Raw genomic sequence first — 19899 nt, 5'->3', positions numbered from 1 at the left:
TCAGCCCGTTGCTCGCGCTCATTGAACCGCATGGGACCTCGCACGCCGTCTAACGGCCAAGCAGCATCAGCCGGAACGGATTTCGAAGGTGAACTCCTGGTTGCCGATCCGGACGCGGTCGCCGTCGGCGAGGGTGGCGCTGCCGTGGATGCGCCGCCCCCGCACCTCCACGCCGTTGGTCGACCGCAAGTCGGTGATGACGAAACCCGTTCCGGTGTCGGCGATGACGGCATGGTGGCGGCTGACTTCGGTGTCGTCGAGAACGATGTCGTTGTCGGTGAAGCGGCCGATCCGGACCGTGGCGCCGCTCAGCCGGTGCTGCCGTCCGGTCTTGTCGCGCAGCCGCGCCACAGCCCGCTCCACGGGCAGGCCTTCTGAGGCCGTGTCCTTCTGCCGGTAGGCGCCGCGCTTGCGGGTGGTGGGGACGTCGAGCTTGGTGCCCAACGGCTCTTGGCGCAGGATGCGTTCGTGCAGCGCTTTAACGGTGGGGCCGGGGTCGATCCCCAGCCCCTCGGCCAGGGCCGTTTTGAGTCGCCGGTAGGCGCGCAGCGCGTCGGACTGGCGCTCGGTGACGTAGTAGGCGGTGATCAGCTGCGCCCATACCGGTTCGCGGTAGTGATGTTCACCGGCCAGCGCCTCGAGCTCGCCGATGACGGAAGCAGCTCGCCCGCAAGCGATCTCGGCTTCAGCGCGGGCGAGTTGGGCCGCCACCTTCTCCTCCATCATGGTCGTGGCGTAGGCGGCGACGAAGGAGAAGTCGCGCAGGTCGTCCAGCACGGGGCCCCTCCACTGCTCCAGCGCCGCCGAGAAATGGCCGCAGGCCTCCTCGAACCGCCCCGCGGCGGCCGCCTTGGTCCCCGCGGCCTTCGCCGCGAAGAACCGCCCCACGTCGCATTCGGCGTCGGCGACGCAGATCTGATATCCCGGCCGTTCGCTCGGCAGTACGCGCACCGGGTCGACGCCGGCGGAGCGCAACAGTCGACGCAGATTCGACACGTAGGCCTGGATGCTCGTGCGCGCGGCCGGCACCGGATCCTCACCCCACACCCCACTGATCAACGACTCGACGGACACCGGGCGGTTGCGGTTGATCAGCAGCATGGCCAGCACCGCGCGCTGCTTGGGCGCGCCCACCGACAGGCGGGCGCCATGAGCCGTCATCGTCAACGGGCCCAAGACGTCGAACCCCAGACCTGCATCCGTCATCGCGCCGCCAGCCTCCAGTAATGTCGTGGCCGTCCCTGCGGCCCAACAGTCCAATTCTGAACGCAAGTGCCGCGGCGGACGACTAACTCGGGTCCAAGGGCGCGGCGGTTCACAGATTCGCGTGGTCAGCGACAGCGGCGCGGCGCCCTCAACGCACTCAGCCGCTTCGCTTATTGAGCGTCACGAGCTCGAGCAGCCCGCCGGTGCCGAGTACCTCGACTGGACGCCCGGCCACCCTGGCGCACCGACTGACCACCTAAGCGCGCAACGTCGGCCCGGGACACGGGTTTTTGTGCTGCTCACGGCCACTGCGGCCCGGCGTCCTCAACGCACCCAGCCGCTTCGCTTACGATCGAGCCTCGTGCCCCACGACCGAAGTGAGCGATCGCAGCGGACCGCGAGGCTCGTCGCGATCGCCGCGGGGCTCCTGGGTCTGCTGCTGTGCCTGATCGTCCCGCTGCTGCCGGTGCGGCAGACCACGGCGACCGTGCTCTGGCCGCAGGGCGCCGCGGACGGTCACGTCACCCAGATCACCGCACCGCTCGTCAGCGGGGCGCCGCGCGCGCTCGACATCTCCATCCCGTGCCCGGCGATCGCCACCCTCCCGCCCGAGGGCGGACTGGTCGTCTCGACCCTGCCGGCCGGCGGGGTGGACACCGGGAAGAACGGTCTGTTCGTGCGGGCCGACAAGGACGTCGTCGTCGTCGCCTTCCGCGACACCGTCGCCGCGGTGGCGCAGCGCTCGGCCGTGGCGGCCGGCGCCTGCAGCGTCCTGCACACCTGGGCGGACGCCGGCGGGGCCGGCGCGGACTTCGTGGGCATACCGGGTGCCGCCGGGATGCTCTCGGCGGAGAAGAAACCCCAGGTCGGCGGCATCTACACGGACCTGAAGGTGCCGGCCCAGCCCGGCTTGTCGGCCCGAATCGACATCGACACCCGGTTCATCACCGCGCCCACGGCCATCAAGAAGCTCGCGCTGGTCGGGGGCGCGCTGGCCGTCGCCGTGGCGATCCTCGCGCTGGCGGTCCTCGACCGGCTCAGCCGCGGCGCGAGGCTCCTCGATTGGCGGCCGCGCTGGACCTGGCTCAGGCGCGTCGGCGTCGCGACGTGGGTGACCGACGTCGGGGTGATCGCCACCCTGCTGTTCTGGCACGTCATCGGCGCCACCTCGTCGGACGACGGCTACAACCTCACCATCGCCCGGGTCTCGCCGCAGGCCGGCTACGTCGTCGACTACTACCGCTACTTCGGGACCACCGACGCGCCGTTCGACTGGTATCTGGCCGTGCTGGCCAAGCTGGCGGCGGTCAGCACCGCCGGCGTCTGGATGCGGCTGCCGGCCACCCTGGCCGGAATCGGGTGCTGGCTGATCATCGGCCGCTGGGCGCTGCGCCGGCTGGGCCCGGGACGGGGCGGCCTCGGCGAGAACCGCGTCGCGGTGCTGACCGCGGGGGCGGTCTTCCTGGCCGCGTGGCTGCCGTTCAACAACGGCCTGCGGCCCGAGCCGCTGATCGCGCTCGGCGTGCTGCTCACCTGGATGCTGGTCGAACGCTCGATCGCGCTGGGGCGGCTGGCACCCGCCGCGGTCGCGATCGTGGTGGCGATGCTGACCGCGACGCTGGCGCCGCAGGGGCTGATCGCCGTCGCCGCCCTGCTGACCGGCGCCCGGGCGATCGCCCAGACCATCCGCCGGCGCCGCGCCAGCGACGGGCTACTGGCCCCGCTCGCGGTGCTGGCGGCGTCGCTGTCGGTGATCACCGTGGTGGCCTTCCGCAGCCAGACGCTGGCCACGGTCGCCGAGTCGGCGCGCATCAAGTACAAGGTCGGCCCGACGATCGCCTGGTACCAGGACTGGCTGCGCTACTACTTCCTGACCGTGGAGAGCAACGCCGAGGGGTCGATGTCGCGGCGGTTCGCCGTGCTGGTGATGCTGCTGTCCATGTTCGGGGTGCTGTTCGTGCTGCTGCGCCGCGGGCGGGTCGCGGGCCTGGCCAGCGGCCCGGCCTGGCGGCTGATCGGCACCACCGCGCTGGGCCTGCTGCTGCTGACGTTCACGCCGACCAAGTGGGCCGTGCAGTTCGGCGCGTTCGCCGGGCTGGCCGGCGCGCTGGGCGCGGTCACCGCGTTCACCTTCGCCCGCATCGGCCTGCACAGCCGGCGCAACCTGACGCTGTACGTCACCGCGCTGCTGTTCGTCCTGGCGGTGGCGACCTCAGGCGTCAACGGCTGGTTCGACGTCAACAACTACGGCGTCCCCTGGTACGACATCCCGCCGGTCGTCGGGCACCGACCGGTGAGCACGATGTTCCTGGCGCTGTCGATCCTCGCCGGCCTGCTGGCCGGCTGGTACCACTTCCGCCTGGACTACGCCGGCCACACCGAGGTCAAGGACAGCCGGCGCAACCGGGTGCTGGCCTCCACACCGCTGCTGGTGGTCGCGACGATCATGGTCCTGGGCGAGGTCGCGTCGCTGACCAAGGGCGCCGTCTTCCGCTACCCGCTCTACACCACCGGCAAGGCCAACCTGGCGGCACTCGAATCCGGCCTGTCGCCCACCAGCTGCGCGATGGGCGACGACGTGCTGGTCGAGCCGGACCCGAATGCGGGCATGCTGCAACCCATTACGGGCCAGCAGTTCGGGCCCGCCGGCCCGCTGGGCGGCGTCAACCCCGTCGGCTTCACGCCCGACGGGGTGGGCGACGACCTCAAGTCCTACCCGGTGGTGACCAAGCCCGGGGTGGTGAACTCCGACGCGTCGCCCAACAAGCCGAACGCGACGATGAGCGACTCCGCGGGCACCGCCGGCGGGAGGGGCCCCGTGGGCGTGAACGGGTCGCACGCCGCGCTGCCGTTCGGGCTCGACCCGGCCAGGACACCGGTGATGGGCAGCTACGGCGAGAACTCGCTGGCCGCCACCGCGACGTCGGCCTGGTACCAGTTGCCGCCCCGCGGGCCCGACCGGCCGCTGGTGGTGGTCGCCGCCGCCGGGGCCATCTGGTCCTATAAGGAGGACGGCACCTTCACCTATGGGCAGTCGCTGAAACTGCAGTGGGGCCACCGCGACTTGGCGAGTCCCGACGGCACCACCCAGCCGCTCGGTGAGGTGCAGCCGATCGACATCGGGCCGCCGCCGGCGTGGCGCAACCTGCGGTTCCCGCTGGCCTGGGCGCCGCCGGAGGCCAACGTGGCGCGCATCGTCGCCTACGACCCGAACCTCAGCTCCGAGCAGTGGTTCGCGTTCACCCCGCCGCGCGTCCCGGTGCTGCAGACCCTGCAGCAACTGATCGGGTCGCAGACGCCCGTGCTGATGGACATCGCGACCGCCGCGAACTTCCCGTGCCAGCGGCCGTTCTCCGAACACCTTGGCGTGGCCGAACTTCCGCAATACCGCATCCTGCCCGAGCACAAGCAGACGGCGGCGTCGTCGAACGGATGGCAGGCCAGCGAGGCCGGCGGTCCGTTCCTGTTCACCCAGGCGATGCTGTACACCTCGACGATGTCGACGTACCTGCGTGGCGACTGGTACCGCGACTGGGGTTCCATCGAGCAGTACCACCGTTTCGTGCCGGCGGATCAGGCACCGAACGCCATCGTCGACCAGGGAGTGATGACCGTGCGCGGCTGGAGCCGGCAAGGACCGATTCGGGCCCTCCCGTGAGCGTCATCAACCCCGAACGCGAATCGGTCGGCGCCCGGCGCGACACCGGAAGCAACGTGCGCCTGACGCGCTGGGTCGCGACGGTCGCCGGGCTGGTCGGCTTCGTGCTGTCGGTCGCGACGCCGCTGCTGCCGGTCGTGCAGACCACCGCCATGCTGAACTGGCCCCAGAACGGCCAGCTGAATAGCGTTACGGCGCCGCTTATTTCGCTGACGCCGGTGGACGCGACGGCGACGGTGCCGTGTTCGGTGGCGCGCGACCTGCCGCCCGATGGCGGGGTGATTCTGAGCACGGCGCCCAAGAAGGGCAAGGACGCCGCCCTCAATGCGCTGTTCGTCGTCGCTAGCAGCCAGCGCGTCGACGTGACCGACCGCAACGTGGTGATCGCCAGCGTGCCGCGCGACCAGGTCGCGTCGTCGAAGTGCCAGCGGATAGAGATCACCTCCACGGCCGCCGGCACCTTCGCCACCTTCGTCGGACTCAACGACCCCGCGGGCAGGCCGGTGCGCGGCGGCTTCCCCGACCCCAACCTGCGGCCGCAGATCGTCGGGGTTTTCACCGACCTGACCGGTCCCGCCCCCCCTGGTCTGCGGTTCTCGGCGACGATCGACACCCGGTTCTCCACCACCCCCACGACGCTGAAGCTGACGGCGATGGTGCTGGCGATCGTGTCCACGGTCGTCGCGCTGGTCGCGCTGTGGCGCCTGGACCAGTTGGACGGCCGCCGCATGCACCGGCTGATCCCGACGCGCTGGCGCACGTTCACGCTGATCGACGCCACCGTGATTTTCGCCTTCCTACTCTGGCATCTGATCGGCGCGAACTCCTCCGACGACGGCTACATCCTGGGCATGGCCCGGGTCGCCGACCACGCCGGATACATGTCCAACTACTTCCGCTGGTTCGGCAGCCCGGAGGACCCGTTCGGCTGGTACTACAACCTGCTGGCGCTGATGACCCACGTCAGCGACGGCAGCCTGTGGATGCGGCTGCCCGACCTGGTCGCCGGGCTGGTCTGCTGGCTGCTGCTCTCCCGTGAGGTGTTGCCCCGGTTGGGGCCGGCGGTCACGCGCAGCACGGCCGCCAACTGGGCCGCCGGCCTGGTGCTGCTGACGGCGTGGATGCCGTTCAACAACGGCCTGCGCCCCGAGCCGATCATCGCGCTCGGCTCGCTGATCACCTACGTGCTGATCGAGCGTTCCATGTGCGCCTCCCGGCTCACGCCCGCGGCGCTGGCGGTCGTCACCGCGGCGTTCACGCTCGGCGTGCAACCCACCGGGCTGATCGCGGTGGCCGCCCTGGTGGCCGGTGGCCGACCGATCCTGCGGATCTTCGTGCACCGGCACCGCGTCGTCGGCACCTGGCCGCTGGTGGCGCCGATGCTGGCGGCCGGCACGGTCATCCTGACCGTCGTCTTCGCCGACCAGACGTTGGCAACGGTGTTGGAAGCCACCAGGATTCGCACCGCCATCGGCCCCAGCCAGGCTTGGTACACCGAGAACCTGCGCTACTACTACCTCATCCTGCCGACCGTCGACGGGTCGCTGTCGCGCAGATTCGGCTTCCTCATGACCGCCCTGTGCCTGTTCACCTCGGTGTTCATCATGTTGCGGCGCAAGCGGATTCCCGGGGTGGCCCGCGGGCCGGCGTGGCGGCTGATGGGCGTGATCTTCGGGACCATGTTCTTCCTGATGTTCACGCCGACGAAGTGGGTGCACCACTTCGGGTTGTTCGCCGCGGTGGGCGGGGCGATGGCGGCGCTGACCACGGTGCTGGTGTCGCATGAGGTGCTGCGCTGGTCGCGCAACCGGATGGCCTTCGTGGCGGCCGTGCTGTTCCTGCTGGCCCTGTGCTTCGCCACCACCAACGGCTGGTGGTACGTCTCCAGTTACGGCGTGCCGTTCAACAACGTCATGCCGCGGATCGGCGGAATCAGCGTCAGCACAATGTTTTTCGTGCTGTTCGCGATCGCCGCGCTATGGGCGATCTGGCTGCATTTCGCGCCCCGCGACCGCGGCGAGGGCCGGCTGGCGCGGGCGGTGACGGCCGCGCCCATCCCGCTGGCCGCCGGATTCATGGCCCTGGTCTTCATCGCGTCGATGGTCGCCGGGATCGTGCGCCAGTACCCGACCTACTCCAACGGCTGGGCCAACCTTCGCGAATTCTCCGGGGGCTGCGCGCTGGCCGACGACGTGCTGGTCGAGCCGGACAGCAACGCCGGCTTCATGACGCCGCTGCCCGGCGACTCGGGCCCCTGGGGCCCCCTGGGCCCCCTCGGCGGCGTCAACCCGACCGGTTTCAGCCCCAACGGCGTGCCGGAACGGACCGTGGCCGAGGCCGTGCAGGAGACGCTGGTGCCTCAGCCCGGCACGGACTACGACTGGTACGCGCCGAGAAAGCTGACGACGCCGGGGATCAACGGTTCGCTGGTGCGGCTGCCCTACGGCCTGGACCCCGCCCGGGTCCCGCTGGCCGGCACCTACACCAGCGGTCCGCAGCAGCAGAGCCGGCTGACGTCGGCGTGGTACCAGCTGCCCAAGCCGGACGACGGGCATCCCCTGGTGGTGGTGACCGCCGCGGGCACGATCGCGGGCAACAGCGTGCTGCACGGACACACCTCGGGGCAGACCGTGGTGCTGGAATACGGCAGGCCCGGTCCGGGTGGTGAGGTGCTGCCGGCCGGGCGGCTGGTGCCGTACGACCTCAACGGCGAACAGCCCAAGGCCTGGCGCAACCTGCGCTTCGCCCGGGCGCAGATGCCCGCCGACGCGGTCGCGGTGCGAGTGGTGGCCGAGGACCTATCCCTGACGCCGGACGACTGGGTGGCGGTGACCCCGCCGCGGGTGCCGGAACTGCGCTCCGTGCAGGAGTACATCGGCTCGTCGCAGCCGGTGCTGATGGACTGGGCCGTCGGGCTCGCGTTCCCGTGCCAGCACCCGATGCTGCACGTCAACGGGGTCACCGAGGTCCCCAAGTTCCGCATCACGCCGGATTACAACGCGAAGAAGCAGGACACCGACACCTGGGAGGACGGCGTCAACGGCGGCCTGCTGGGCATCACCGACCTGCTGCTGCGGGCCCACGTCATGTCCACCTACCTGTCCCGTGACTGGGGCCGTGACTGGGGTTCGCTGCGCAAATTCGACACCGTCGCCGACGCGCGGCCCGCGGATCTCGACCTCGGCACGGCGACGCGCAGCGGATTGTGGTCGCCGGGAGAAATTCGGATCAAGCCTTAGCCGCCGGCACCCGCCGTTTACCCGGCGTCGCTTTCGCCGCGGACAATTGATCATCCGTCTAATTGGCGGGCGAAATTGACGACCGAGTAATTGTCCGAACAAAGGTTTATGGGGGTGCGCGCGGGTCAATACCTAGTGCCGCTGTGATCTGCGTAACAACGAGGTCGAGGAGTGGCCCAATGCACACGACGGCGCGCGCGGCGACCTGCTCCGGGGCAATCGCCGCGGTCATGCTTCCGGTGACGACGTTCGCGGCGGCCGCCGAGGGCGGCACGACCGTGGTGCTGGACAACAAGTTGCGCCGCTGCGACTTCAGCCTGGTGCAGACGGCGGCCTGGGTCCCTGCTCCGGCCCTGGCCGACGGCACGGCCCTCATCCATCGGGCCGGGTCCCGGGTGGTCGCGGACGTCCACCTCTACGACGAACCCGAATCCGGGACGCACTTCGACGTCGGCCTCATCGAGGAACCGCGGGCCGCCACGTCGAGCTGCGGTCCCGGGGATGCGGGGACCGCGTTCACCGGCCTCGACACGGACGGGGCCGGCAACGGGGCGGCGAGGGTGCAGGACACCGTTCGCCCCGGGACGACGGGTGTATGGGTGGTCGTGGAGCGCTCGAACACCCACTCCCAGAACCCGGGTGAGTTCTACACCTCGGAATTCCTGGCGCCGGTGTAGCCGGCGCGCCATTGTGCAAACACCCGCCGGGGCCGAACGCCCCGGCGGGACGGGACTTCCGTCCCTATCTCGGCGCCCCCATCGAGTGGTCGGATAAATGTGGTCGACTCCGACCGGCGTCAGATGGAGGTACGGCAATGGACGCGTCAGGGCAATCGCAGACCGTAACGCGCATGTTCTCCAGGGTGCTGGGTCCATTTCTCGTCATTGTCGACATCGTGGTCATAGCGCGGGCCTCGGAAATGCAGTCACTGCTTTCGCAGTTCGAGGCGAATTCCCTGTGGACGTTGGTGGCGGGCGCGTTCATTCTGATATTCGGCCTCGTCGTCGTCGCGGGCCACCAATACTGGCACGGCGCCGCGGCAATCATGGTCTCGGTGCTCGGCTGGCTGATCACGCTGCGCGGGCTGCTGCTGCTCACGTTTCCGCAGATGTTCGTCTCGGTGGCCAACAGCATGATCGGTGCGCAAGGGTGGTGGATTTCGCTCTGCGCCGTCCTCGCGCTGGTCGGGGTGTACCTGACCTACGTCGGCTGGGGCCCGACCGCGAACCGGCCGGCACCGCACACGGCCGGCGCGACGCCGGACCTGCCCCGGGCCGCGTGATCGGAGCCCTGGCGTGACGGATCAGACCTACGCTCCCGACGACAGCACCGCCGACATCGGCGCGCCCGTGCGGACCGACACCCGTGACGAGTTCGCCGCCTCGGCCGCCGTCGCGGAGGCCGCCGTCGAGGACATGGCCACGTTGTCGCGCGGGACCGGCGTCCTGGTCGTCAAGCGCGGCCCGAACGCCGGCTCGCAGTTCTGGCTGGACCGGCCGGTGATGTCCGCGGGGCGGCATGCCGCCTGCGAGATCTTCCTCGACGACATCACCGTCAGCCGTCGGCACGCCGAAATCCGCAGGGAAGGAAGCGATTTCCGCGTGGTCGACCTCGGCAGCCTGAACCAGACCTACGTCAACCGCGAAGCCGTCGACTCGGTGGTGCTGAACAACGGCGACGAGATCCAGATCGGCAATTTCCGCCTCGTATTCCTCGCCGGGCCGCTGACGCGCCCACACCAGTGAGGAGCCCGCCATGAACGCCACCGCCGACATCGAGCAGCTCGGCGTCCACCAGATCCTGGACCGGGCCGGCCTTTTGGAGTCCGTCGAACCAGAGGCCGCGGCGGCACTGATCGACCAGATGCATCGCGCCGCATTCCCCGCGGGGCACATCATCTTTCACGAGGGCGACCCGGGTGACCGGGTTTATATCATCGTCGCGGGCAAGGTCAAGATCAGCCTGCGCGGCCCCGGCGGCCGCGAGAACCTGCGGGCGCTGATGGGCCCGACCGACGTCTTCGGCGAGTTGGCGGTCTTCGATCCCGGCCCCCGGACCTGTACCGCCGCGGCCATCACCGACGTTGCAACCGTCTGGCTGGACCGCGCGACGCTGCGGGCATGGATGGCCGCGTGGCCGGCGATCGCCGAGCAGTTGCTGCAGGCCCTTTCCCGACGGCTGCGCACCACCGACGACGAACTGATCGAGCTGGTGTCGAGCGACGTGACCGCACGCGTTGCCCGCCAGCTCCTGGCGCTGGCCGAGCGATTCGGCACGCCCGAAGGCGGCGCGGTCCGCGTCGCGCACGACCTCACCCAGGACGAGATGGCCCAACTCGTCGGCGCCGACCGGACTTCGGTCAACCGGGCGCTGCGCGGTTTCGCCGCCCGCGGCTGGATCGTCCCCGAGGCCAAGGCGGTGCTGATCGTCGCACCGGACGCGCTGGCCCGCCGCGCGGCCGCCGGAAACACCCGCAACGCTCAAACCGGCCGGCGCCGGCGCCCGTTGCGCGCCACCGCGTAACGACCGCGACGGTATACCGTCGACTCATGAGCGACTATGCCCCGGAGGCCGTCGACCGGCTGCCGTTCTCCACGCCGGAGAAGTCTGAGCGCTACCGTACCGAAAACTATTGCGGCGCGGTCGGTCTCAATTGGTACCGCACAGATCCCACCCTGCAGTTCACCATGGCCTACCACCTGGGGCCCGACGAACTGGAATTCGCCGAACGCCACCTCACGCGGATCGGCGACCTGATGGGCGGCCCGGTGGCGCGGTGGGCCGACGAGACCGACCGCAACCCGCCCCGGCTGGAACGCTACGACCGGTGGGGACACGACATCAGCCGGGTCGTCATGCCCGAATCGTTCACGCAATCCAAGCGCGCCGTCCTCGACGCCCAGCAGGCGCTGCGCGCCGACGCCCGGGCGGCCAAGGTGAGTTCGGGCCTGACCCTGTTCGCGTCCAACTACCTGCTCGACCAGGCCGACATCGGAATGGGCTGCGCCCTGGGCACCGGCGGCGGCATGGTGCAGTCGCTCGCGGCCGCCTACGCGCCGGCCGACGTGCGCGAACACGTGTTGGCTAAGTTCGCCTCGGGCGAGTGGGCGGGCGAGACCGCGCAGCTGCTGACCGAGCGCACCGGCGGCTCCGACCTGGGGGCGCTCGAGACGACCGCCACCCCCAACGGGGACAGCTGGCTGCTCAACGGTTTCAAGTGGTTCGCCTCCAACTGCGCCGGCGAGGCGTTCGTGGTGTTGGCGAAACCCGAAGGGGCGCCGGACTCCTCGCGCGGCGTCGCCAACTTCCTCGTGCTGCGCACCCGCCGCGACGGGTCCCGCAACGGCGTGCGGGTGCGCCGCCTGAAGGACAAGCTCGGCACCCGGTCGGTCGCTTCCGGGGAGATCGAATTCGTCGACGCCGAGGCGTTTCTGCTGTCCGGTGAGCCCAGCGCGGACGCCGGGCCGTCCGACGGCAAGGGGCTGGGCCGCATGATGGAGCTGACCAATGCCGCCCGGCTGGGCATCGCCCTGTTCGCACTGGGCAACGCGCGGCGGGCGCTGGTCGAGTCACTCTGCTACGCCCGGCAGCGCCGCGCGTTCGGCGGCGCCCTGGCCGACAAGCCGCTGATGCGGCGCAAGCTCGCCGAGATGATCGTCGACGTCGAGGCGGCGCTGGCCATGGTCTTCGACGGCACCGGCGCCACCAACCACCGCCAGCCCGCCGCCAGGCGCCAGCGCATCGCCGTGCCCGTCACCAAGCTCAGGGTGTGCCGCCTCGGGATCACCGCGGCCTCCGACGCCATCGAGATCCACGGCGGCAACGGCTACATCGAAAACTGGCCGGTGGCAAGGCTTTTGCGTGATGCGCAGGTAAACACGATCTGGGAGGGCCCCGACAACATCCTGTGCCTCGACGTGCGGCGCGGCATCGAGAAGGCCCGGGCGCACGAATCGCTGCTGGCGCGCATGCGCGACGCGGTGTCGGTGTCCGACGATGACGAGACGACCCGGCTGGTCGCCGACCGCATCGACGACCTGGACGCCGCGATCACGGCGTGGGGCAAGCTCGACCCCGAGGTGGCCGAGGCGCGGCTGTTCCCGTTGACGCAGTTCATGGGTGACGTCTACGCCGCCGCGCTGCTCACCGAACAGGCCGCCTGGGAGCGCGAGGCCCGCGGCGGCGACCGCAAGGCGCTCGTGGCCCGGCTGTACGCGCGGCGCCACCTCGCCGACCCCGGGCCGCTGCGCGGCATCGACGCCGAATCCGAGGAGGCGCTGGAGCGGTTCGACGAGCTGGCCGACGGCGCTTTCACCCCCGAGACGTCGTAGGCTCAGTGGCGTTCAGCCGGACGCCGGAGGCGAGGGAGCCATGACCGACCGCATCGAAATCCAACGGACCATCGCGGCCCCGGCGGCCGACATCTTCGCGGTGTTGTGCGACCCACAGGGCCACGTCGCCATCGACGCGTCGGGGATGCTCCAAGACGCCGACGGCGAGCCGGTGACCGGCGTCGGGGACAGCTTCGTCGTGCACATGGATCGGGAGGCGCTCAACGACTTTCCGGAGTTCGGCAAGTACGACGTGACGGTGAGCATCAAGAGTTTCGAGCCCGACCGGCTCATCTCGTGGACCGTGCTGGGCAAGATCCGGCCGCAGATCGGTCACGTCTACGGCTACCGACTCCAGCCGGCCGACGACGGCGCCTCCACCGTCGTCACGTCGTTCTACGACTGGTCGGAGATCGACGAAAAGTGGCGCGAGGCAGGCATTTTCCCGGTCATTTCCGAAAGCGCGTTGCGGGCGACGCTGGGCATCCTCGACCGCACGGTCCGACGGGGCTACCGATAAGCCGCGAGCAGACGCAGAATCGCCGCTTTTGGTATCGAAAAGTGCGATTCTGCGTCTGCTCGCGGTGAAAACTAGACGGGGATCAGGCCGTGCTTGCGGGCGGTGCGGAACCACAGCTGCTTGTCGCGCAGCAACCGCATCGACTTGCGGATCAACAACCGGGTCTCGTGCGGGTCGATCACCGCGTCGATGAAGCCGCGCTCGGCCGCCGTCCACGGGATCGCCATGTTGAGGTTGTAGCCCTCGATGAAGTCCCGCTTGATGGCCTGCGCCTCGGGCGTCGTCGGGTCGGGGAACCGCTTCATCAGCAACTGGGCGGCGCCCTCGGCGCCGATCACCGCGATGCGCGCGGTGGGCCAGGCGAAGTTGAAGTCCGCGGTCAGCTGCCGCGAGCCCATCACGGCGTAGGCGCCGCCATAGGACTTGCGGACGGTGATCGTCACCTTGGGCACGTCGGCCTCGACCACCGAGTACAGGAATCGGCCGCCCCGCTTGATGATTCCGTTCTTCTCCTGCTCGGCGCCCGGCAGGAAGCCCGGGGTGTCCACGACGAACACCAGCGGGATGTCGAACGCGTCGCAGAACCGGATGAACCGCGCGGCCTTGTCCGAGCCCTCGTTGTCGATCGAGCCGGCCATGTGCATGGGCTGGTTGGCGACCACGCCGACCGGATGGCCGTCGACGCGGGCGTAGCCGGTGATGATCGCCGGCCCGTGCTGCGCGGCGACCTCGAGGAAGTCGCCGTCGTCGAAGATCCGCAGCAGGATCTCGTGCATGTCGTAGGCGGCGTTGTCGGAGTCGGGAACGATCGAGTCGAGCTCCAGGTCGGTCGGGGTGATCTCCGGCTCCAGCCCGGGGTTGACCACCGGCGGCTTGCCGAAGGCGCTCGACGGCAGGAACGACAGGAAGTCGCGCACGTATCCGAACGCCTCGGCCTCCGAATCCACCACCTGGTGGATGTTGCCGTAGCGGGCCTGCACGTCGGAGCCGCCGAGCTCGTCGAGGGTGACCTCCTCGCCGGTGACCTCGCGGATCACGTCGGGACCGGTCACGAAGAAGTAGCCCTGGTCGCGCACCGAGACCAGCAGGTCGTCCTGGATCGGCGAATACACCGCTCCCCCGGCGCATTTGCCGAAGATCAGCGAGATCTGCGGCACCAGGCCGGACAGCGACTCGTGGCGGCGGCCCAGCTCGGCGTACCACGCCAGCGAGGTGACCGCGTCCTGGATCCGCGCGCCGCCCGAGTCCTGGATGCCGATGATCGGGCACCCGACCATCGCGCACCACTCCATCAGCCGGGCGACCTTGCGGCCGAACATCTCCCCGACCGTGCCCTGGAACACCGTCTGGTCGTGGGAGAACACCCCCACCGGCCGGCCGTCGATCAGCGCGTGCCCGGTGACCACCCCGTCGCCGTACAGCGCGTTCGGGTCGTTCGGCGTCTTCGCCAGCGCGCCGATCTCCAGGAAGGTGCCCGGGTCGACCAGCGCATGCACCCGGGCCCGGGCGCTCGGGATGCCCTTCTTGTCCCGCTTGGCGACGGCCTTCTCGCCGCCGGGCTCCTTGGCCAGCTCCAGGCGGGCGTGCAGCTCGGCCAGCTTCTCGGCCGTGGAGTGCTGAACGGGTGCCGGCACCGTTTCTGTCACTACTTGCCCACCTCGCTCGTTGTGCTGTGCTCTGCCTGGATCGCGCTGAGCGCCTGGGTCATGTGCGCCCCGACCTTGGCGATGTAGGGCTCGTCGATGGCCTGGATGTGCTCCCCACCGATCGGCACTACCTCGAGGTCGGACACGTACTCACCCCACCCGCCGTCCGGCTTGCGAACGGCGTACCGCGGCTCGAACATGATCGCGTCGTCATGGTAGCGATCGGCCATGTACAGCGTGACGTGCCCGTCGTACGGCTGGATCTCGGCGGTGTCGATGGCCCGGTTGTCCAGGTACGACGTGCGCTGGTGCTCGATGATCCCGGCCGGGATCTGCACGCCGCTCTGGCTGACCGCGTCGAGCACGAACCGGATCTGGCCCTCATCGTCGAGCTGCTCGAGGTGCTCGTACGGGATCTCGGGAATGGTGACGTTGAAGGTCCGCTCGGCGAACCGCGCGTAGCGGTCCCAGCGCTTGCGGATCTCCTCCTTGGTCTGCGGAACCTCCTCGCCGGCGCGGACGGCGTCGATGAGCCCCACCCATGCGACGTCCTTGCCGAGACGCTTGAGCCCGATCGCGCAGGCATAGGCCAGCACCCCGCCCAGCGACCAGCCGGCCAGGATGTAGGGCCCGTCGCCCTGCATCTCGATCAGCTTCGGCACGTACTGCGCCGCGCGCTCCTCGATCGAGCCCTCGACCCGCTCCAAGCCGTACATCGGGGTGTCGGCCGGCAGCCGGGCCAGCAGCGGCTCGTAGACCACCGTCGAACCGCCGGCGGGGTGGAAGACGAACACGGGCGGCTTGGAGCTGCCCTCGGGTCGCGCACGCAGCGTCCGGACGAACCCGTCGACCACGCCGGCCTCGAGGTAGCCCCGCACCTTGTCGGCGAGCGCCTCGATGTTCTCCGACGTGACGACGTCCTCGACGGTGATCGGGCCTTCGGCGCGCTCGGCCAGCCGCTGCGCCATCTTGGCCGCGGTGTCGTCGTCCAGCTTGGGCAGCGGGTTGAAGATGCCGCCCGGGGACTTGCCGGTGACGATCGCCCAGGTGGCGAAGGTGACCCGTTCGGCCGCGTCGCGCGGCGGCACGTCGGAGCTCAGCGCCTTGGCGACCGCCTCGGAGTTGAGCGCGTCGGCGGCACCCTTGAGGTCCGGGCGCGCGGCGCCGTTGGGTCCGCCATTGACCGCGGGGCCGTCCGCGCCCGGGGCCGGTTGGGTCTCGGGCTCGGCTCCCCCGCGAGCGGGAGGTGCCCCCAGCGGGTCGGGCGCCGGGGCCGTGACGGTGGAAGGCGTTGCGCCGCTGACCATTTCGGCCTGCAGCCGGGCGATCTCCTCGGCGGTCTGCGTCTGCTGGTACTCGTGCAGCTGCTCGACCTCGTCGCGGTGCTCGACCGCGTACTCGATCAGCTTCTCGACGTTGTACAGGTTGGCGTCGCGCACGGCCTGCAACTGGATCGGCGGCAGGTCGAAGTCGTACTCGACGCGGTTCTTGATCCGCACCGCCATCAGCGAGTCCAGGCCGAGCTCGATCAGCGGCACCTCCCAGGGCAGGTCCTCGGGCTCGTACCCCATGGCCGAGCCGACGATCAGGCCCAGCCGCTCGGCGATGGTCTCACCCGAGTCCGGCGACCACTTGCCCATGCTGGCCGAGAAGTAGCGGTTGGTCAGGCTGTCCGACAGCGTGTCGGCCTCGGGCTCCTCGGCGGCCGGCGCTTCCGGGGTGAGCGGCGCCGCCGCGATCGCCGCCCCCGCCCCGACGGCCGCCGGCAGCACCGACTCCGAGCCGGACCTGGTGACCAGCGCGTCGTAGACCAGCGTGAAGGATTCGTCGATGCGGGCGTGCACCTGGACCGAGGCCCCGCCGGGGTGGCGGGTCAGCGTGGTCACCAGCCGGGCGCCCTCGCCGGGCACGGCGCGCTGTTCGGCCGCCGTCAGCTGGGCGTCGGGAAGCACCTCGGCCGCAGCGGTTTTCACCAACGCCGCCAGGTCCGCCAGGCCGCGGGGGTTGTACTCCCAGACGTGGCGGCCGTCGGGCAGCGCGACGTGGTTGCCCGGCATGATCACCGAGCTGCTGCCGTGCGAGAAGTGCACGTCCAGCCAGTGGTCCTTGCGCTTGAACCGGGTGGGCGGGATGTTCGCGTAGTCGCTGGGGCCGGTGGCGCGGCTGAACAGCGTCCAGATGTCGAGGTCGTGGCCATAGACGTAGAGCTGCGCCATGGTCGAGACCATCGACTCGACCTCGTCCTGCTTGCGGGCCAGCGTCGGGATCAGCTGCGCGTCGTGCAGGCCGGCCGCCGCCGTGGTCAGCCCCACCTGCATCAGGGCGACCGGGTTGGGCGCCAGCTCAAGGAACGTGGTGTGGCCGCTGTCGACGGCGTTGCGGATGCCGTGGGTGAAGTAGACGCTGTGGCGCAGCCCCTTCTTCCAGTAGTCGACGTCGTGGATCGGCTCGCTGCCGGGCTTGATGTAGGTGCCCTCGTGCACCGTCGAGTAAATCCCGACGGTGGGGCTCATCGCCTTGATGCCCTGCAGTTCGGCGGCCAGCTCGCCGAGCAGCGGATCCATCTGCGTGGTGTGGCTGGCGCCCTTGGTCTGGAACTTGCGGGCGAACTTGCCCTCGGCTTCCGCGCGCGCGATGATCGCGTCCACCTGCTCGGGCGGGCCCCCGATGACCGTCTGGGTGGGGGCGGCGTAGACGCACACCTCGAGGTCGGGGAAGTCGGCGAACACCGTCTTGATCTCCTCGGCCGAGTACTCCACCAGCGCCATCAGCCGGATGTACTCGCCGAAGAGCATCGCCTCGCCCTCGCCCATCAGGTGCGAGCGCGAGCAGATGGTCCGGGTGGCGTCGCGCAGCGACAGCCCGCCGGAGAAGTAGGCGCAGGCGGCCTCGCCCAGCGACTGGCCGACCACCGCGGCGGGCTTGGCGCCGTGGTGCTTGAGCAACTCCCCCAGCGCGATCTGGATCGCGAAGATGGTGACCTGGGTGGTCTCGATGCCGTAGTCCTGCGAGTCGTCCAGGATCAGCTCGAGCACCGAGTACCCCAGCTCGTCCTGGACCAGGGCGTCGACCTTTTCGATCCACTCGGCGAACACCGGGTTGCGCAGGTACAGGCTCTTGCCCATCCTGCGGTGCTGGGCGCCGAAGCCGGCCAGCACCCAGACGGGCCCGCTGGTCACCGGGCCGTCGACGCTGAACACGCCGGGACGCTGCTTGCCCTCGGCGATCGCCCGCAGGCCCGCGACGGCCTCCTTGTGGTCGCGGGCCAGCACCACCGCGCGCGAGCGGCCGTGGTTGCGCCGCGACAACGACCGCCCGATCGACTCCAGCGAGGACGCCTGGCCTTCGGGGCTTTCCATCCAGTCGGCCAGCTCGGCGGCGGCGGCCTTCTTGCGCGACGTCAGGAACGCCGAGACCACGAGCGGGATCAGCGGCTCGCCGGCTTCGTCTGAATCCTCTTGCGCCGCAAGCTCTTCGAGCGCGAGTTCCTTGAGCCGCAGGGCCTCTTCCGTCAGGCCCGGCAGTTCGGGTTCGTCGTCCTCGCCCAAGCCGGGGGCGGTGTCGGTGATGACGTTGCCGAAGTCGTCGAACTGCACCGAATGCGCGTCGGGCGTTGCGATTTCGGCCGGTTCGGCGTGCTTCGCCTCGGGCTCGGGCTCGCGTTCGATGACGTCGCGGGGCAGCACCTCGCGGACCACCAGGTGTGCGTTGGCGCCGCCGAAGCCGAAGCTCGACACCCCGGCCAGCGCGTAGCCGCCGTAACGCGGCCAGTCGGTGGGCTGGTCGATCACCTTCAGGCGCATCGCGTCGAAGTCGATGTAGGGGCTGGGCCCGGCGAAGTTGATCGACGGCGGCAGCTTGTCGTGCTGCAGCGCCAGCACCACCTTGGCCATGCTGGCCGCGCCGGCGGCCGACTCCAGGTGTCCGACATTGGTTTTCACCGCGCCCAGCAGCGCCGGCCGGTCGGCCGGGCGGCCCTTGCCCACGACGCGGCCCAGCGCCTCGGCCTCGATCGGGTCGCCCAGCACGGTCCCGGTGCCGTGCGCCTCGATGTAGTCGACGTTGCGCGGGTCGATCCCGGCGTCCTTGTAGGCCCGGCGCAGCACGTCGGCCTGCGCGTCCTGGTTGGGCGCGATCAGGCCGTTGGACCGGCCGTCGTGGTTGACCGCGCTGCCGGCGATGACGGCCAAAATCTGGTCCCCGTCGCGCCGGGCGTCGTCGACCCGCTTGAGGACCAGCATGCCGCCGCCCTCGGAGCGGGTGTAGCCGTCGGCGTCCGAGGAGAACGACTTGATCCGGCCGTCGGGGGACAGCACCTGGCCGATCTCGTCGAAGCCGAGCGTCACCACGGGGGTGATCAGGGCGTTGACGCCGCCGGCCACCGCCGCGTCGCACTCGCCGTTGCGCAGCGCCTGGACCGCCTGGTGCATGGCCACCAGCGAACTCGAGCACGCGGTGTCCACCGCGACCGACGGGCCGCGGAAGTCGTAGAAGTAGGACACCCGGTTGGCGATGATCGACGTGGCCGTCCCGGTGATCGCATACGGGTGCGCGACGGTCGGATCGGAGACGGCCAGAAAGCTGTAGTCGTTGTTGGAGACGCCGACGTACACGCCGACGGACTTGCCGCGCAGGCTCGACGCCGGGATGCGCGCCTGCTCGAGCGCCTCCCAGGTCAGCTCCAGCGCGATCCGCTGTTGCGGGTCGATGTTGTCGGCCTCGGTCTTGGCCACGGCGAAGAACTCGGAGTCGAAGCCCTTGATGTCCTTCAGGTAGCCGCCGCGGGTGCGGGCCTTGGCCAGCCGTTCGGCCAGCCGCGGCTCCTCGAGGAACTCCTCCCAGCGCCCCTCCGGCAGGTCGGTGATGGCGTCGCGGCCCTCCATGAGCGCCCGCCAGGTCTCGTCGGGGGTGTTCATGTCGCCGGGCAGGCGGGTGGCCAGCCCGACGATCGCGATGTCGACCCGTTCGGCGGGGCCCTTGCGGGTCCAGTCGACGATGTCGGCGCCGTACGCGTCGGGGGCCGGCTCGGGCTCGCCCTCGATGATGCGGGTGGCCAGCGATTCGATGGTCGGATGCTGGAAGGCCACCGCGACCGACAGGGTGACACCGGTCAGGTCCTCGATGTCGGCGGCCATCGCCACGGCGTCGCGCGAGGCCAGGCCGAGCTCGACCATCGGCACCGACTCGTCGATCTCGTCGGGCGACTTCCCGACGGCGTTGCCCACCCAGTTGCGCAGCCACTGCCGCATCTCGGGGACCGTCATCGTCATGTCGGTCTTTTTGGCGGGGACGTCCGCGC

The 19899-nt window shown here is 70.1% G+C and carries 10 protein-coding genes and 1 pseudogene; 8 read left to right on the top strand and 3 right to left on the bottom strand.

Annotated features, from left to right (window positions below):
* Positions 1-66: 66 nt before the first annotated feature.
* Entirely contained in the window at positions 67-1206 is a 1140-nt protein-coding gene (locus BN971_RS10585; protein ID WP_085183391.1) for a BTAD domain-containing putative transcriptional regulator, read from the bottom strand.
* Positions 1207-1567: 361 nt separating this feature from the next.
* Between BN971_RS10585 and BN971_RS10580 the strand changes: the two genes are divergently transcribed.
* From BN971_RS10580 to BN971_RS10545, 8 genes and pseudogenes are all read left to right on the top strand, one after another.
* Positions 1568-4864, top strand: coding sequence for an arabinosyltransferase domain-containing protein (locus tag BN971_RS10580; RefSeq protein ID WP_085183392.1), 3297 nt, complete (start codon positions 1568-1570; stop codon positions 4862-4864).
* A 5-nt stretch (positions 4865-4869) separates the two neighbouring features.
* Positions 4870-8103: an arabinosyltransferase domain-containing protein gene (locus tag BN971_RS10575; protein ID WP_372511910.1), complete on the top strand. Its 3234-nt coding sequence runs from the start codon at positions 4870-4872 to the stop codon at positions 8101-8103.
* A 179-nt stretch (positions 8104-8282) separates the two neighbouring features.
* The gene (locus BN971_RS10570) at positions 8283-8780 is read left to right on the top strand and encodes a hypothetical protein (RefSeq protein WP_085183394.1); all 498 of its coding nucleotides are present in this window, start codon (positions 8283-8285) and stop codon (positions 8778-8780) included.
* Between the two features lie 137 nt (positions 8781-8917).
* Positions 8918-9385, top strand: coding sequence for a hypothetical protein (locus BN971_RS10565; RefSeq protein ID WP_085183395.1), 468 nt, complete (start codon positions 8918-8920; stop codon positions 9383-9385).
* A gap of 13 nt (positions 9386-9398) precedes the next feature.
* Entirely contained in the window at positions 9399-9848 is a 450-nt protein-coding gene (locus BN971_RS10560; protein ID WP_085183396.1) for an FHA domain-containing protein, read from the top strand.
* Positions 9849-9858: 10 nt separating this feature from the next.
* Positions 9859-10560: pseudogene (locus BN971_RS10555) on the top strand (Crp/Fnr family transcriptional regulator); the annotation flags it as partial.
* Positions 10561-10652: 92 nt separating this feature from the next.
* Positions 10653-12434 (top strand): acyl-CoA dehydrogenase family protein, encoded by a 1782-nt coding sequence (locus tag BN971_RS10550; protein ID WP_085183397.1) that lies wholly within the window; start codon positions 10653-10655, stop codon positions 12432-12434.
* A 40-nt stretch (positions 12435-12474) separates the two neighbouring features.
* Complete coding sequence (locus tag BN971_RS10545; RefSeq protein WP_085183398.1) at positions 12475-12954, top strand: SRPBCC family protein; 480 nt, start codon at positions 12475-12477, stop codon at positions 12952-12954.
* Positions 12955-13025: 71 nt separating this feature from the next.
* Here the strand turns inward: BN971_RS10545 and BN971_RS10540 are convergent, their stop codons facing one another.
* Positions 13026-14600 (bottom strand): acyl-CoA carboxylase subunit beta, encoded by a 1575-nt coding sequence (locus BN971_RS10540; RefSeq protein ID WP_085183399.1) that lies wholly within the window; start codon positions 14598-14600, stop codon positions 13026-13028.
* Positions 14600-19870, bottom strand: coding sequence for a polyketide synthase Pks13 (gene pks13, locus BN971_RS10535; RefSeq protein WP_139027108.1), 5271 nt, complete (start codon positions 19868-19870; stop codon positions 14600-14602). Before pks13 ends, BN971_RS10540 begins: the two co-directional genes overlap by 1 nt.
* Positions 19871-19899: the final 29 nt, after the last annotated feature.

The organism is Mycobacterium bohemicum DSM 44277, assembly GCF_001053185.1.
Taxonomy (GTDB): Bacteria; Actinomycetota; Actinomycetes; order Mycobacteriales; family Mycobacteriaceae; genus Mycobacterium; species Mycobacterium bohemicum.
Note: the sequence above shows the minus strand (reverse complement) of the source record. Positions and strands in the feature narration are given on the sequence as shown.

Bases quoted from the DNA above. Each gene is read 5' to 3' on its own strand.
- BN971_RS10570 (WP_085183394.1), top strand. From the start codon at position 8,283: ATGCACACGACGGCGCGCGCGGCGACCTGCTCCGGGGCAATCGCCGCG.
- BN971_RS10585 (WP_085183391.1), bottom strand. From the start codon at position 1,206: ATGACGGATGCAGGTCTGGGGTTCGACGTCTTGGGCCCGTTGACGATG.
- pks13 (WP_139027108.1), bottom strand. From the start codon at position 19,870: ATGACGATGACGGTCCCCGAGATGCGGCAGTGGCTGCGCAACTGGGTG.
- BN971_RS10565 (WP_085183395.1), top strand. From the start codon at position 8,918: ATGGACGCGTCAGGGCAATCGCAGACCGTAACGCGCATGTTCTCCAGG.
- BN971_RS10550 (WP_085183397.1), top strand. From the start codon at position 10,653: ATGAGCGACTATGCCCCGGAGGCCGTCGACCGGCTGCCGTTCTCCACG.
- BN971_RS10545 (WP_085183398.1), top strand. From the start codon at position 12,475: ATGACCGACCGCATCGAAATCCAACGGACCATCGCGGCCCCGGCGGCC.